16 protein-coding genes and 3 tRNA genes are annotated in these 15,430 nt (G+C 49.1%); 17 read left to right on the top strand and 2 right to left on the bottom strand.

Annotated features, from left to right (window positions below; translation table 11 throughout):
• The first annotated feature begins 40 nt into the window (after nt 1-40).
• A complete protein-coding gene (gene tsf, locus PGN_RS07565; RefSeq protein WP_005873789.1) occupies nt 41-865 on the top strand; it encodes a translation elongation factor Ts in 825 nt (274 codons plus the stop codon).
• Between the two features lie 352 nt (nt 866-1,217).
• Entirely contained in the window at nt 1,218-3,254 is a 2,037-nt protein-coding gene (gene uvrB / locus PGN_RS07560; RefSeq protein WP_012458389.1) for an excinuclease ABC subunit UvrB, read from the top strand.
• Here uvrB and PGN_RS07555 read toward each other — a convergent pair.
• The gene (locus PGN_RS07555) at nt 3,251-4,771 is read right to left on the bottom strand and encodes a potassium/proton antiporter (RefSeq protein WP_012458388.1); all 1,521 of its coding nucleotides are present in this window, start codon (nt 4,769-4,771) and stop codon (nt 3,251-3,253) included. The genes uvrB and PGN_RS07555 overlap by 4 nt on opposite strands.
• Nucleotides 4,772-4,900: 129 nt before the next feature.
• Nucleotides 4,901-5,056 carry a DUF1661 domain-containing protein gene (locus tag PGN_RS11330; RefSeq protein WP_353558820.1) on the bottom strand — a complete coding sequence of 52 codons (156 nt, stop codon included), beginning with the start codon at nt 5,054-5,056 and terminating at the stop codon, nt 4,901-4,903.
• On the opposite strand from PGN_RS11330, the gene PGN_RS12435 reads away from it, so the two are divergent.
• From PGN_RS12435 to rplL, 15 genes are all read left to right on the top strand, one after another.
• The gene (locus tag PGN_RS12435) at nt 5,001-5,117 is read left to right on the top strand and encodes a DUF1661 domain-containing protein (protein ID WP_130266925.1); all 117 of its coding nucleotides are present in this window, start codon (nt 5,001-5,003) and stop codon (nt 5,115-5,117) included. The two genes, PGN_RS11330 and PGN_RS12435, sit on opposite strands and share 56 nt — an antisense overlap.
• A 130-nt stretch (nt 5,118-5,247) precedes the next feature.
• On the top strand, nt 5,248-6,567 hold the full coding sequence (gene rseP, locus PGN_RS07550; protein WP_012458386.1) for an RIP metalloprotease RseP: 1,320 nt from the start codon (nt 5,248-5,250) through the stop codon (nt 6,565-6,567).
• A gap of 18 nt (nt 6,568-6,585) precedes the next feature.
• Nucleotides 6,586-9,099 carry an endonuclease MutS2 gene (locus tag PGN_RS07545; RefSeq protein WP_407635783.1) on the top strand — a complete coding sequence of 838 codons (2,514 nt, stop codon included), beginning with the start codon at nt 6,586-6,588 and terminating at the stop codon, nt 9,097-9,099.
• 161 nt (nt 9,100-9,260) lie between these two features.
• Nucleotides 9,261-9,452, top strand: coding sequence for a 30S ribosomal protein S21 (gene rpsU / locus PGN_RS07540; protein ID WP_012458384.1), 192 nt, complete (start codon nt 9,261-9,263; stop codon nt 9,450-9,452).
• Between the two features lie 76 nt (nt 9,453-9,528).
• On the top strand, nt 9,529-10,734 hold the full coding sequence (hpf, locus tag PGN_RS07535) for a ribosome hibernation-promoting factor, HPF/YfiA family (RefSeq protein WP_012458383.1): 1,206 nt from the start codon (nt 9,529-9,531) through the stop codon (nt 10,732-10,734).
• A 139-nt stretch (nt 10,735-10,873) separates the two neighbouring features.
• Nucleotides 10,874-10,956 (top strand) — tRNA-Tyr (locus PGN_RS07530).
• A 32-nt stretch (nt 10,957-10,988) separates the two neighbouring features.
• Nucleotides 10,989-11,060: transfer RNA gene (locus tag PGN_RS07525), tRNA-Thr, on the top strand.
• Between the two features lie 67 nt (nt 11,061-11,127).
• The gene (gene tuf / locus PGN_RS07520) at nt 11,128-12,315 is read left to right on the top strand and encodes an elongation factor Tu (RefSeq protein WP_012458382.1); all 1,188 of its coding nucleotides are present in this window, start codon (nt 11,128-11,130) and stop codon (nt 12,313-12,315) included.
• A 70-nt stretch (nt 12,316-12,385) separates the two neighbouring features.
• Nucleotides 12,386-12,458: transfer RNA gene (locus PGN_RS07515), tRNA-Trp, on the top strand.
• 15 nt (nt 12,459-12,473) lie between these two features.
• Nucleotides 12,474-12,677 carry a preprotein translocase subunit SecE gene (gene secE, locus PGN_RS07510; RefSeq protein ID WP_004584915.1) on the top strand — a complete coding sequence of 68 codons (204 nt, stop codon included), beginning with the start codon at nt 12,474-12,476 and terminating at the stop codon, nt 12,675-12,677.
• 21 nt (nt 12,678-12,698) lie between these two features.
• A complete protein-coding gene (gene nusG / locus PGN_RS07505; RefSeq protein ID WP_004584916.1) occupies nt 12,699-13,238 on the top strand; it encodes a transcription termination/antitermination protein NusG in 540 nt (179 codons plus the stop codon).
• A 68-nt stretch (nt 13,239-13,306) separates the two neighbouring features.
• Complete coding sequence (gene rplK, locus PGN_RS07500) at nt 13,307-13,744, top strand: 50S ribosomal protein L11 (RefSeq protein WP_010955999.1); 438 nt, start codon at nt 13,307-13,309, stop codon at nt 13,742-13,744.
• A 20-nt stretch (nt 13,745-13,764) separates the two neighbouring features.
• Nucleotides 13,765-14,463 (top strand): 50S ribosomal protein L1, encoded by a 699-nt coding sequence (rplA, locus tag PGN_RS07495; RefSeq protein ID WP_004584918.1) that lies wholly within the window; start codon nt 13,765-13,767, stop codon nt 14,461-14,463.
• A 15-nt stretch (nt 14,464-14,478) separates the two neighbouring features.
• Nucleotides 14,479-15,003 (top strand): 50S ribosomal protein L10, encoded by a 525-nt coding sequence (rplJ, locus tag PGN_RS07490; RefSeq protein ID WP_004584919.1) that lies wholly within the window; start codon nt 14,479-14,481, stop codon nt 15,001-15,003.
• A 41-nt stretch (nt 15,004-15,044) separates the two neighbouring features.
• The gene (gene rplL / locus PGN_RS07485) at nt 15,045-15,422 is read left to right on the top strand and encodes a 50S ribosomal protein L7/L12 (RefSeq protein WP_010956001.1); all 378 of its coding nucleotides are present in this window, start codon (nt 15,045-15,047) and stop codon (nt 15,420-15,422) included.
• The last annotated feature ends 8 nt before the right edge of the window (nt 15,423-15,430 follow it).

The following is a 15,430-nucleotide window of genomic DNA, read 5'->3' as shown; positions in this document are numbered from 1 at the left end:
TTTTACAGAACTAATAACCCATTCATTATAGAACAAACCAATGGCTGTAACAATTCAAGACATTGCCAAGCTGCGTAAGATGAGCGGTGCCGGCATGATGGACTGTAAGAATGCGCTCGAAGAGTCCAACAACGACTTCGAGAAAGCAATGGAAATCATTCGCAAGAAGGGACAAGCAGTAGCTGCCAAGCGTTCGGACAGAGAAGCGGCGGAAGGCTGCGTACTCTCAGCCGACAAAGACGGATTTGCCGCTATCGTAGCTCTCAAGTGCGAGACTGATTTTGTGGCAAAGAATGCCGAATTTATCGAGCTTACACAAAATATCCTCAATACTGCTATGGACAAGAAGCCGGCCAACAAAGAAGAGCTGCTCGCCCTTCCTTTGGCTGACGGACGCACCATAGCCGACCACATTACCGATCGTATCGGTGTGACGGGTGAGAAGATGGAATTGGGTGCTTACGAATACATCAGCGGTGCCTCCAGCATTTCTTATATCCACCCGGGCAACAAGCTGGCTACCGTGGCTGCATTCAACGAAGCTATCGAACACCAGATGGCTCGTGACATAGCCATGCAGATTGCAGCTATGAACCCCGTGGCAGTACTGCCCGAGCAGGTCGATCAGCACATCATCGATCAGGAATTGCAGATCGCTCGCGAAAAGGCTCTCGAAGCCGGCAAGCCGGAGAATCTGCTGGATCGTATCGCTCAAGGTGCTTTGCAGAAGTACTACAAGGAAAACACACTCTTGCAGCAGGAGTTCGTGAAGGACAGCAAGCTGACCATCGAACAATATCTCCATACCGGTAGCAAGACGCTGACTGTAGTAGGCTTCAAGCGTTTCACGCTCAACGCCGACTGATCAAATAGCTGCGCGACCAAGTAGCTTTCGTCATTCCCGAACGGCTATGCTCATTTCACAGGGCATAGCCGTTTTTTTGTGCAACGGGCAGCCTTACATAAATGATGAAAGATGTATGGTTTATCCCGTGCGACAGTCTTATTCGATGATTAGTCCATTTCCATTCAACTGTTCCAAGAGCCACGCGACAGATCTTTTTGGTCGGGAAATCTGTATTTCAGCTCTGCAATGCAGATTGTCCGGCGTGCAAATTTGCAAAATTCATGGTCTTGAAATTCTATACAGTGATCTCCATAATTATCTTTGTTCGAGGAAAGCATACAGGCTCGACCACACTCAGAAAAGATAAGTAATGGACTACAAACTCACTTCTCGATTCAAGCCCACGGGCGACCAGCCGGAAGCCATTCGCCAACTCGTACAGGGCATCAACGAAGGGATGCCGGCTCAGACGCTGCTCGGCGTAACGGGTTCGGGCAAAACCTTTACGGTGGCTAACGTGGTGGCGGCGGTCAATCGTCCGACCCTTGTCCTGAGTCACAACAAGACTTTGGCGGCACAGCTATACGGAGAGTTCAAAGCCTTCTTCCCCAAGAATGCGGTGGAGTATTTCGTCAGCTACTACGACTACTATCAGCCCGAGGCCTACCTCCCCGTCACAGACACCTATATCGAAAAGGACATGGCCATCAACGCGGAGATCGAAAAACTGCGATTGAGGGCCACGGCTTCGCTCCTGTCAGGGCGGAAAGATGTGCTTGTGGTCAGCTCCGTATCTTGTCTCTACGGTATGGCCAATCCTGAAGCTTTTTCCGAAAAGGTGATCAGCCTGCACACGGGACAAAGGGCCGACAGGGATCATTTTATCCGCCTGCTGGTAGAGAGCTACTACACGAACAATAAAGTAGAGTTCGAGAGCGGCAACTTCCGTGTCAAAGGCGACAGCGTGGACATATTCCCCGCCGTAGAAGGTTATGACGGCGTGGCATACAGGGTGGAGTTTTGGGATGGAGAGGTCGAGCGGCTGAGTACCTTCGATCCGCGAACGGGACGGGAATACGGCCTGCTGTCGGAGCTGAAGATATATCCGGCCAATCTCTTCGTGACGACTAAGGAGCAGGTGGATCGGGCAGTGGGGAAAATCGATGTGGATCTGGGCGCACAGGTCGATTTTCTGAAAGAGATCGGCAAACCATACGAAGCCAAACGCTTGTATGAGCGGGTCACGTATGACTTGGAAATGATCCGTGAGTTGGGTTATTGTTCCGGTATAGAGAACTATTCGCGCTACTTCGACGGCCGTGACGCGGGCGAACGTCCTTTCTGTCTGTTGGATTATTTCCCGGAGGATTTCCTGTTGGTCATAGACGAAAGCCATGTAACGATACCGCAGATACGTGCCATGTACGGAGGCGATCGTTCGCGCAAGGAGAATCTGGTCGAATACGGATTCCGCCTGCCTGCCGCTCTCGACAATCGGCCGCTTCGCTTCGACGAGTTCGAAGCTCTCACCCCCCGGACCCTTTATATCAGTGCCACACCTGCCGACTATGAGCTGAACAGAAGCGAAGGCGTGATCGTCGAACAGCTGATCCGTCCGACCGGACTGCTGGATCCCATCATCGACGTCAAGCCGACGGCAAACCAAGTGGACGATCTGATGGAGGAGATAGCACGCTGCATCGAAAAGAAGGAGCGCGTACTGGTAACGACCCTGACTAAACGTATGGCAGAGGAGCTTAGCGAATACCTGCTGCGCCACGGTATCAGCACCGGCTACATACACAGCGATGTGGACACGCTGGAGCGTGTGCGTATCATGGAAGACCTGCGCAAGGGGGTCTACGATGCACTCATCGGGGTGAATCTGCTCCGCGAAGGATTGGACTTGCCGGAAGTTTCGCTTGTGGCTATTCTGGATGCGGATAAGGAAGGATTCCTGCGCTCGCATCGTTCGCTCACGCAGACTGCAGGACGTGCTGCCCGGCACATTCATGGGCGTGTCATCTTCTACGCGGACAAGATCACCGACAGTATGCAGCTCACCATGGACGAGGCTGCACGCCGGCGCGCAAAGCAACTGGCCTATAACGAAGCGCACGGCATCACCCCCCAACAGATAGTGAAGAACAGTGCTGCCATTTGGGGAGAAGGCGATGTGTCGGCCTTGCAATCCGGCACAGAATCCGGTGCGTACATAGAAGAGAGCAGCATGGTGGCTGCCGATCCTTTGGCCGACTATCTGAGCAAACCCAAGCTGGAAGCACTCATTGCTTCGACCAAGAAGCAAATGTTGGCAGCAGCCAAAGAGCTGGACTTTCTGGAAGCGGCGCGACTTCGGGACGAAGCCGCACGATTGGAAAAGAAGCTGGAGCAACTCACAGCCTAACGGCGCAAGAGCCTGTGCTTGAGACGCTGCAGAAGACCGGGATGATTCTCCGGATCGCCTGAGGTCAATGTCTGGGAAAGATTCTTTTCGGATACGATCAGTAGCACGTCTCCCACTTGCAAGTGCATACGCCCTTTCGGTACACGATAGCCCTCGCCTCTTCGTACCAGGATGACAAGCTCTTCGTCACGAAGAGAAAGATTCATCAGCAGATCGCCATGGGACAGCATGGAAGCATCCACCACTCTCTCCTCCAACTTGGTTCCCGTCTCTTCCGGTATTTCCACACCGAACAGGCTACCTATTGGCGGCGAAGGAATATCCAGTCCGAGCCAACGTGCTACCTGGGAGATCGTACTCCCCTGTACGAGCAGAGAGAGTATGGTAATGAAGAAGACGACATTGAAAAGCTGATCCGCTCCGGGGATATTATCGATCATGGGATAGGTGGCAAAGATGATAGGAACGGCTCCGCGCAATCCGACCCAGCTGAGAAAGGTCTTACCCCTGAATGATATTTTGCGGAAGGGAATCAGGCAGAAATAGACGGCCAACGGGCGAGCTATGAGAATCATGAAAGCACCTACCACGAGGGAGAACGGTGCCACATCCAGCATCTCTCTCGGATTGACGAGCAAGCCCAAGAGGATGAACAGGATAATCTGTACCAGCCAGGTGATACCATCGAGAAAGGTATTAATACTCTTCTTATGAATAACCCGATTGTTCCCGACTACAATACCGGCGATATAAACAGCCAAATAACCGTTCCCTTGCAAAAGGGAGGTCACCGAGAAGGTGAAAAACACCATGCACAGCAGGGTAATGGGGTAGAGCGTATCGTTGTGGATATTCATCCGATTGAGAATAAAGACGGCCAAACGCCCCATCAGGAAACCCAATGTACCACCCACGACGAACTGCAGGATGAAAGTCAGAACAATAGGCCCTATTCCGCTCTGACCGGTGGTGATGAAATCGATGAGTGCAATGGTCAGCATATACGCCATGGGGTCGTTACTACCGCTCTCCATCTCCAGTGTCGGAGCCAGATTCTCTTTGAGCTGCATCTTTTGCGAACGGAGGATGGCGAATACCGAAGCCGAGTCGGTACTGGCCATCGTGGCAGCCAGCAGCAAAGAGGTAGAAAGAGCGAACGGGTAAGGGCCAAAGTCCGAACCGCTCAGCCAAAAGATAAAGAACCCGGATAGAAGAGCTGTCAGCAAGACACCCAAAGTAGACAGCGTAAGTCCCTGGGCAATGACCGGACGCACCTTTCTGATCCGCGTATCCATACCACCGGTGAAGAGAATAATGGAGAGAGCGATGATTCCTACCGACTGTGCCACATCGGCATTAGAAAACTGAAAACCGAATCCATCCACTCCGAAAAGCATACCGGTGAAGAGAAAGATCAAAAGGGTAGGGATACCGAAACGATAGCCCACCTTTCCGGCCATAATACCAGCAAATAGGACAATAGAAGCAAAGAGGAGGAAGTGTTCAGTAGATAACATCAGCTTTCAGTTATACTTGTTATACGAAGATGTTGTAGGAGAAAGATCCGTTTTTTGCCCATAGAGCAAGCTCTGCAAAGATAAGCAAAACGCATTTTACGTCTGACGTTTACTTACGGTGCGGCTGCATCAGTGTCTTTCGGTCTGCTCAAAAAAGTGAGAAGCGAAAGAACAGCTCGCGTTTTTTTCGAACCGAACATGGCAAGATTGCGGTTCCAAGAATTTGAGAATGCGGCGCGAGATCTTTTTCGTTTTGGTTCGGGAAAGAAAAAATTTACGAACCAAAACGAAAATAAACTCAGACCACATTTTTCCGAACTGTAGAAATCCATTTTTTCGTTCCTGATCGCTTTACTATCATCTCGCCCTCACATAATTGCGAGGGGAGCAGAGAGCGAAAACCTATATCTTTGCCGCATGTTATTGAAGGAAAGAGGCACATACAATCAGCCCTCTTACATAATTAAGACTCTCGCATGATAGTTTTCCTCATTAAAGCTGCGCAGTTGATCCTCGCATTCGCCATTCTGGTTTTCGTCCATGAATTGGGACATTACTTTTTTGCTCGTCTCTTCCGAGTCAGGGTGGACAAGTTCTACCTTTTCTTCGATTGGGGAGGTGCCATCTTCCGTTACAAGCCCAAACGAAGCGAAACGGAATTCGGTATCGGTTGGCTTCCTCTCGGTGGCTATTGCAAGATCAACGGGATGATAGACGAATCCATGGATACCGAGTACTTGCAGCAAGAGCCGAAACCTTATGAATTCCGCAGTCGACCGGCATGGCAGCGGCTTCTGATCATGCTGGGGGGAGTGCTGTTCAATTTCCTGTTGGCTCTTGTCATCTATTCCGGTATTGTCCTGCAATGGGGTAGTATGCGGATGCCTTCGGAGCGTATCAGTTCGGGCATGGCCTTCTCCTCCGTGGCACAGGAGGCCGGTTTTCAAAACAATGATATTATCCTCACTGTGGATGGCCGGCCGGCGGATGCTTTGGCTTCAGGGTTCATGCGGTCGGTGATTCAGGCTCGCCAAGTGGAAGTCCTGAGACAAGGCCGGCGAGAGATCGTACATGTTCCGCACGATATGATGAAGCGTGTGCTCAAAGCCAACAGCGGCTTTATGTCCATACAGGTGCCGTTCGTCATCGATAGCGTCATGCCCCAAGGGACGGCTTATGCCAATCAGCTGAAAGCGGGCGACAGTATCACTGCCGTAAATGGCAAGTTGATGCCTGATGCAAGCGATGTGATCGGAGCCATTCGCAGCCATGCAGGCGATAGTATAGCCCTGTCCGTAGCCCGAGCAGGCGAAGAGCTGACTATAACGCTGCCGGTAGATACCGGCGGACTTATCGGAGTGAGCCTCCGACCGTTGGATGCCATCTATACCATCGATCATATCCGATATTCGCTATTCGAAGCCATACCGGCCGGAATAGCACAAGGTATGGGCACCATGCGCAGCTACGTAAGCGACATGAAGTACGTCTTCACCAAAGAAGGGGCAGGACAGATAGGTGGCTTCGGTACATTGGGCAGCCTTTTCCCGGCCTCTTGGAACTGGCCTCAATTCTGGGCTATGACGGCACTTCTCTCCATCATGCTGGCAGTCATGAACATTCTGCCCATACCGGCATTGGATGGAGGACATATTCTCTTTCTTCTTATTGAAATCATTACCCGCAGGAAAGTCGGTCAGGAAGTCCTTATCCGTGCGCAATTGATCGGGATGGCTATTCTGATTCTTCTCGTTCTCTATGCCAATGGCAATGACTTGCTCAGGGCTTTTCGCTGACAGACCGCTATGATTCGGATGGAGACTTACCCCCACAACTTCGAGGAGAAAGTGGGTTTCGATGAGATTCGTCGCCTTCTCATCGGCCGTTGCCATAGTCCGATGGGCAGCGATCGGGTAATGCAGATGCATGCTCTTGCAAGGCATGACGAAGTCAGCCGCTTGCTTGCCGAGACGGAAGAAATGCAGATTATCCTGAGAGAAGAAGACTTGTTTCCCGATCTCCGTCTGGCCGATGTGCGAGAAGCACTAAACCGTATCCGACCTGCCGGTACCTATCTGGAAGAGCCAGAGTTGCTGGATGTGGCTACTGCTCTGAGGACAATCGAGGCTCTCATCCGTTTCTTCCATGTGGGGGAAGAAGAGGAGGGTAAGGATACACCATACCCCCACCTCCAAACTCTTTTGTCCGAGGTCATTGCTTTTCCGGATCTGGAGAAGCGTATCAGCAGCTTGTTCGATCGGTTCGGGAAAATGAAAGACAATGCCTCGCCCGAACTGATGAATATCCGTCGCGAACTCTCTTCCATAGAGAAAAATATCTCGCGCACCCTCCAAGGCATCCTTCGCTTGGCTCAGTCCGAAGGCTGGGTGGATCAGGGCGTACAGCCATCGGTACGCGATGGGCGGCTGGTGATTCCGGTAGCTCCGGCACATAAGCGGAAAGTAAGAGGTATCGTCCATGACGAATCCGGCACGGGGAAGACCGTCTTCATCGAACCGGCAGAGATAGTAGAAGCGAACAATCGTATTCGCGAGCTGGAGGCAGCCGAAAGACGGGAAATCATTCGCATCCTGATAGAGGTATGCGATGCACTTCGTCCGCACATTCATGATCTGATCGACTGCTACGAATGGATAGGACTGTTTGATTTCATCTCAGCGAAAGCTCGTCTCTGCGGCGAATGGAATGCTATCCGTCCCATTTTGTCCAAGAAGCCGGAGATCCGTTGGGAGAAAGCCGTACATCCGCTGCTGCTTCGCAGTCTCAGGGCGCATGGCAGAGATGTGATTCCGCTGGATATATCGCTCACTGCTCCCGACAAACGCATCCTGGTCATATCCGGTCCCAATGCAGGAGGCAAATCTGTCTGTCTAAAGACGGTGGGGCTGTTGCAATACATGCTGCAAAGCGGTCTTCCTATACCGATGTCTCCCGATTCTACGGCAGGGATATTCGGCAAGCTCTTCATCGATATAGGCGATGAACAGTCCATAGAAGATGACCTCAGCACCTACAGTTCGCATCTGAGGAATATGAAACACTTTGCCCGCCATACGGATAAGAGTACACTATTATTAATAGATGAGTTCGGTGGCGGTACCGAACCTCAGATAGGCGGAGCCATTGCGGAAGCACTGCTACATCGCTTCAACGAACAGGAAGGATTCGGAGTAGTAACCACTCACTACCAGAATCTGAAGGCCTATGCCGAAGAGACACCGGGGCTTGTAAACGGAGCCATGCTCTACGATCGCCATGAGATGCGCCCACTCTTCCGCCTTTCCATCGGTCGGCCGGGAAGTTCGTTTGCCATCGAGATTGCTCGCAAGATTGGGCTGCCCGAGGAGGTCATAGCCGAAGCCACGGATAAGGTGGGCACGGGCTACATCGACATGGATAAATATCTTCAGGACATCGTACGGGACAAGCGATACTGGGAGACTAAGCGTACCAATATCCGAAAGGAGGAAAAACGGCTGGAAGGGGCTGCCGCCGAATATGAATCGCGTCTGGAGTCTATCAAAAAAGAACGCAAACAAATACTGGACGAAGCCCGCCAACAAGCATCCGAGATGCTGTCCCAATCGTCTGCACAGATAGAGAAAACTATCCGCGACATCAAAGAGGCACAAGCCGAAAGGGAGAAAACGCGGAGAGCACGACAGGAGCTGAGCGACTTCAAGGAAACGATCAACAAAGAAGAGATCGAAAAAGAAGAGCGAATCAATCGGGAGATAGAGAAAATAAAACGGAGGAAAAAACGGAAGCAGGAGAAAGTAGCAAGCCGTTCGGTCGAAACACCTGTACAGCCAAAGCTGCAAGAAGTGCCCCAACTCCCTGCCATACGAGTGGGCGATACGGTACGAATCAAAGGACAGACGGCTATAGGCAGTATTATAGATATGAATGATCGGGAGGCTACCATTGCTCTCGGAATGATCAAAACGACTGTGCCGATCGATCGGTTGGAACCGGCCAAGCCCGTCAAAGAGCGGAAGTCTGAGCCTGTCTCCGGAGCATCTGCCCGAATGATCATAGACCGGATCCACGAGAAGCGTTTGGATTTCAATCAAGACATCGATTTGCGTGGCATGCGTGTGAACGAAGCCGTCCAAGCCGTCATGTATTTTATCGATGATGCCATCCAACTGGGAATACCGCGCGTACGGATACTTCATGGAACGGGAACAGGTGCACTCAGAACGGTGATCAGGGAGTATTTGGCTACAGTCAATGGCGTAAGGCATTTTGCAGACGAACACGTCCAGTTCGGAGGGGCCGGCATCACTGTCGTTGAATTGGGATGATAGCTTTCGATACGATCCCAAATGGCTGAAATCATCTGCTTTTCGAAATAGATCTTCAGTAAAGTTTTTGGCAATCAACAAAGTATTTCTAACTTTGCGCACCGAATTTCATGGTCACGAACGAAGAATGACAAAAACAAAATAAAAAACAGAAGAAGATTATGATCGTAGTTCCAGTTAAAGAAGGCGAGAACATCGAAAGAGCACTGAAACGCTTCAAAAGAAAGTTTGAAAAAACCGGAGCAGTACGCGAATTGCGTGCTCGTCAGGCTTTTGAAAAGCCCTCGGTGGCCAAGCGCAAGAAGATGCAAAAAGCCATCTACATGAAGCAGCTTCAGGTTGCCGAAGAATAAAGAAGGATAACTATTGCCGCAGTCTCTTTGCGGCTCAAGAGGGGTGCAATGATCGAGACCAATCTCATTCACGACAATGAATGAAACACCCGACACCATCGAAAGATTCCTCTATTATCTACGCTACGAAGTTCACGCGTCAGAACGAACCGTTTGTGACTATGCACAAGATTTGAATCGCTATGCCGCTTTCTTCAGTGAACACACGGGAGAAGTATTCGAGCCAAGCGAACGCGACAAGGATGTCGCGCGCGCTTGGCTCTTCTCTTTAATGGAAGCCGGACAAAAAAGTTCTTCCGTTCAGCGCAGACTGAGCGCGCTGAAAAGCTTTTACAAATACATGGTCAAAATCGGGCTTATTGGGCAAAGTCCTGTCCGAATGCTGAGGGGGCCGAAGAAAGAGAGACCACTGCCTGTTTTCGTCCCGAACGATGAAATGGAAAAAGTGCTGAATAAGCCCATCCGTGAAGATGATTTCGAGGCCGTACGGGACAGACTGATTCTGGAAACACTGTATGAAGTGGGTTTGCGGCGTTCCGAAATAGCCACTCTCAAAGACAACGCGGTAGAAGACAAGGCCGGCTGCATACGTATCATCGGCAAAAGGAATAAAGAGCGAATAGTACCTTTCGGAAAACGTCTGCAAGATATGATAGACAACTATCGGAATATTCGTGAAGAAAAAGTAGGGAAATCTGATTTTTTTTTCGTTTCTTTGGATGGCAGACCACTGACAGGTGAAGTGGTCTACAAGATAGTTCGTACGGCATTGGCAAACGTACCGCACCTGACCAAGAGGAGTCCGCATGTTCTGAGACACAGCTTCGCCACCGAAATGCTCAACCACGGAGCAGATCTGATGTCGGTCAAAGAACTTTTAGGGCACGACAGCCTTTCTACGACGGTGCAATACACGCATATTTCGTTCGAACAACTTAGACAGATGTATAACGCTCATCCAAGGGCAAAAAAAGAAGAAACGACCATGACAGATGTAAGAATCCAGGCTCTGCATTTCGATGCTACCGACCAACTGAAAGATTTTGTACAGAAGAAAATATCCAAGCTGAATCGCTTGTCCGATGGAATAACGGGAGCCGAAGTCGTCCTCAAGCTCGTCAAGCCTGAGACCGTACAAAACAAAGAAGCATCTATCAGGCTCTATATCCCCGGCGACGACTTGTTCGCGGAAAAGATAGCAGACACCTTTGAGGAAGCTATTGATCTGACAGTCGATGCACTGAAAAGACAGATCGAAAAAAGGAAAGAACAGAGAAAATAGGACAAAGACCAAAAAGATTCGTCGAATGTTTGGCGAATTAGAAAATGTCACTAAATTTGCAGCCGATTCGCCTCCCCTTAATCCGCATGAGGCTAAGGCTGTGATTTTAGCGGTAATAAGTCGGGCACCGGAGCGCGAGGGGCAGTTACCAGAGTGGCCAAATGGGGCTGACTGTAACTCAGCTGGCTTACGCCTTCGGTGGTTCGAATCCATCACTGCCCACCCTCTCTGACAAAACGAGGGAATATCGGATTGCCAATGTAGCTCAGCGGTAGAGCACTTCCTTGGTAAGGAAGAGGTCCCGGGTTCAAGTCCCGGCATCGGCTCTGATTGTGGTTAGCGTTTTGTATAAGCACAAACAAACAACTTAAATAAAACAAAGAACTTAAGGTTATGGCAAAAGAGCATTTTAACAGATCGAAACCCCACGTTAACGTTGGTACGATCGGACACGTGGACCACGGTAAGACTACCTTGACGGCTGCAATCACAACTGTGTTGGCAAAGAGGGGCCTTTCAGAACTCCGTTCATTTGATTCAATCGATAACGCTCCCGAAGAAAAGGAACGTGGTATCACGATTAATACTTCACACGTTGAATACCAAACAGCTAATCGTCACTACGCTCACGTAGACTGTCCGGGTCACGCCGACTATGTGAAGAACATGGTTGCCGGTGCTGCTCAGATGGACGGTGCTATAATCGTTGTAGCAGCTACAGACGGTCCTATGCCTCAGACTCGCGAGCACATCCTTTTGGCTCGCCAGGTAAACGTTCCTCGTCTGGTTGTTTTCATGAACAAATGTGACATGGTAGACGATGAAGAGATGCTCGAGCTTGTTGAAATGGACATGCGCGAACTCCTTTCTTTCTACGATTTCGATGGTGACAATACCCCTATCATCCGTGGTTCTGCTCTGGGCGCTTTGAATGGAGAGCCTCAGTGGGAAGACAAGGTGATGGAGCTTATGGAAGCTGTTGACAACTGGGTTCCCCTGCCTGAGCGCGATATCGACAAACCGTTCTTGATGCCGGTTGAAGACGTGTTCTCTATCACGGGTCGTGGTACGGTCGCTACAGGACGTATCGAAACCGGTATTGTGAAGACCGGTGACGAAGTTCAAATCATCGGCCTCGGTGCAGAAGGAATGAAGTCGGTTGTTACGGGTGTTGAAATGTTCCGTAAGATTCTTGACGAAGGTCAGGCTGGTGACAACGTTGGTCTCCTCCTGCGTGGTATCGATAAGGATCAGATCAAGCGTGGTATGGTTATCTCTCACCCGGGTAAGATTACTCCTCACAAGAGATTTAAGGCCGAGGTTTATATCTTGAAGAAAGAAGAAGGTGGTCGCCACACTCCTTTCCACAACAAATATCGTCCGCAGTTCTACATCCGTACGCTTGACGTGACCGGTGAAATCACTCTTCCCGAAGGAACAGAAATGGTTATGCCCGGTGACAACGTAACGATCACTGTAGAACTCATCTACCCGGTTGCATGTAATGTAGGTCTCCGCTTCGCTATCCGTGAAGGTGGTCGTACGGTAGGTGCCGGTCAGATTACAGAGCTCATCGACTAATTCGATTGGTTAGCAAATACTAAGGGGTCCCGATACCTCTCTCAATGGGTGGGTATCGGGCTCTTTTCAAACGGGTTTAGCTCAGTTGGTAGAGCATTGGTCTCCAAAACCAAGTGTCGGGAGTTCGAGTCTCTCAACCCGTGCAAAATTTTCAATCAATGAAACTATTCAATAAAATAGGGACTTCGATCACGGATTCCTATAATGAGCTTGTACATAAGGTTTCTTGGCCTACCAGATCCGAGCTGACAAACAGTGCTGTAGTAGTGATGATTGCTTCCTTAATCATTGCTCTTTTTGTGTTTGTTGTCGATACTGCTTTCGAACGGATCATGGAACTGGTATATAAATTGGTGTTCTAACCATTTCTTGCTTATCAAGATATGACAAACGCAGAGAAAAAATTCTATGTTCTCCGTGCCATTAGTGGTAAGGAGAACAAAGTGCGTGAATATCTGGAAGCAGAAATGAAGCACTCCGATTTAGGAAATTATCTCTTTCAGGTTCTCATTCCCACTGAAAAAGTGATGACGCAGCGTGCCGGTAAAAGGGTTGTAAAAGAACGCCCTTACCTACCCGGATACGTATTGGTCGAAGCTGTTTTGGTCGGTGAAGTAGAGCACCGACTACGCAGTACGCCCAACGTGATTGGGTTCTTAGGTGACGGTCGTCCGGCACCTCTTCATCCGTCCGAAGTTAGTCGAATCTTAGGAAAAGTTGACCAGCTGGACAGTGAAGACGAAGAATATGAACTCAGCTTTATGGTGGGAGAAACCGTGAAAGTGTCAGATGGTGCTTTTGCCGGTTTCGATGCGATAGTGGAAGAGGTAAATCCCGACAAGAAAAAGCTCAAGGTGATGGTGAAGATTTTCGGAAGAAAAACTGCACTGGAGCTTTCCTATGTACAGGTTGAGAAAGAATGAGGTTGTGTTACGGATCTTTTCTCTCTCGCATTGATATAGTGTGTGTCTGAATTTTTAATTTTAGAACAATGGCTAAAGAAGTTGCTGGACAAATCAAATTGCAAATAAAAGGTGGTGCAGCTAATCCCTCACCCCCCGTTGGGCCTGCACTTGGTGCAAAGGGCATCAACATCATGGAGTTTTGCAAGCAATTTAATGCCAGAACCCAAGACAAAGCCGGCAAAGTATTGCCTGTAGTAATTACGTACTATGCCGATAAGTCTTTTGATTTTATCGTAAAAACTCCTCCTGTTGCTATTCAACTCCTTGAAGCCAGCAAACAGAAGAGTGGTTCTGCAGAACCTAATCGTAAGAAGGTAGCAGAAATCACATGGGAGCAAGTACGTACGATCGCAGAAGATAAGCTTGTCGATTTGAATTGCTTCGATATCAAAGCTGCCATGAAAATGGTAGCCGGTACTGCTCGAAGCATGGGTATCGCGATTAAAGGGGACTTCCCGGAATAAATAATTTAATCTTACTCAAAATGAGCAAACTAACAAAAAAACAGAAGTTAGCCTTTAGCAAGATTGAACCCGGGAAAGCATACACAATATCGGAGGCATCGGCCTTGGTGAAAGAGATCACCACGACCAATTTTGATGCATCTGTGGATATTGATGTGCGCTTGGGTGTAGACCCCCGAAAGGCTAACCAGATGGTGCGTGGCGTTGTAACGCTTCCGCACGGAACTGGAAAGCAGATCCGCGTTCTGGCATTGTGCTCTCCTGATAAAGAAGCTGAAGCTAAAGAAGCTGGTGCTGACTATGTAGGTCTTGACGAATACATAGAAAAAATAAAGGCTGGTTGGACTGACATCGACGTCATCATCACCATGCCTGCCATTATGGGTAAAATCGGTGCATTGGGACGTGTTTTAGGCCCTCGCGGATTGATGCCTAACCCTAAAAGCGGGACTGTAACCAATGATGTAGGTGCTGCTGTAAAAGAAGTGAAAGCCGGTAAGATTGATTTTAAAGTTGATAAAACCGGTATCGTTCATACATCGATAGGTAAAGTGTCATTCTCTGCGGACCAAATCCGCGATAATGCACGTGAGTTTATTAATACGATTATTAAACTCAAGCCTACTACAGCTAAGGGTACTTATATCAAAAGCATCTATCTTTCAAGTACTATGAGTTTCGGTATCAAAGTCGATCCTAAGACAGTGGATGAAAATTAAGAAAGGGTAGAAACGATGAGAAAGGAAGATAAAGGTACAGTTATAAGGCAGTTGGCCGAATATATCGGCCAATACCCCCACTTCTACTTGACTGACATAGAGGCATTAAATGCTGAGAAGACATCAGAGCTCCGTCGCAACTGCAATAAAAACGGAGTGAAGTTGGTTATGGTGAAAAACACGCTTTTGCGTGCAGCCTTAGCAGCGAGTGATGTTGATTTCTCGTCATTGTATAGCTGTCTGAAAGGGAATACCGCTGTCATGTTCTGTGAAGTGGCTAATTCTCCGGCCAAAGTAATCAAGCAGTTTACAAAGGATACCAAAGGAGAAGGAAAGCCTTGGCTAAAAGCTGCATACGTGCAGGAAAGCTTCTACATTGGGAGGGAAAATCTCGATGCTTTGGTTTCGATCAAGAGCAAAAACGAACTCATCGCAGATGTTGTGGCATTGCTGCAGTCTCCGGCCAAGAACGTTATTGCATCTTTGCAGTCGGCAGGTCAAACGATCCATGGTGTGTTGAAGACCTTGGAAGAAAAATAATTCAACAGTATAATTGAAAACTTTTAATACTCAAAAATAAAATGGCAGACATTAAAGCTATTGCTGAACAACTGGTTAACTTGACAGTAAAAGAAGTTAGCGAACTCGCTACTATCCTGAAAGAAGAATATGGCATTGAGCCGGCAGCTGCTGCTGTTGCTGTAGCCGCTGCTCCTGGTGCTGCCGGTGCTGCAGCTGAAGAGGAGAAAACTTCTTTCGACGTAGTTCTTAAGAGTGCTGGAGCTGCAAAATTGCAGGTTGTGAAAGCTGTTAAAGAACAATGCGGTCTTGGCCTGAAAGAAGCAAAGGATCTCGTGGACGCAGCACCTTCTACCGTGAAGGAAGGCGTAGACAAAGCTACTGCTGAGGCACTGAAAAAGGCTCTCGAAGAAGCAGGTGCTGAAGTAGAACTGAAATAACGTATTTT

Origin of the sequence: Porphyromonas gingivalis ATCC 33277, from assembly GCF_000010505.1 — a bacterium.
Classification (GTDB): Bacteria; Bacteroidota; Bacteroidia; order Bacteroidales; family Porphyromonadaceae; genus Porphyromonas; species Porphyromonas gingivalis.
The sequence above is the reverse complement of the archived record's forward strand: the minus strand, read 5'-3'. Positions and strand labels throughout refer to the sequence as shown.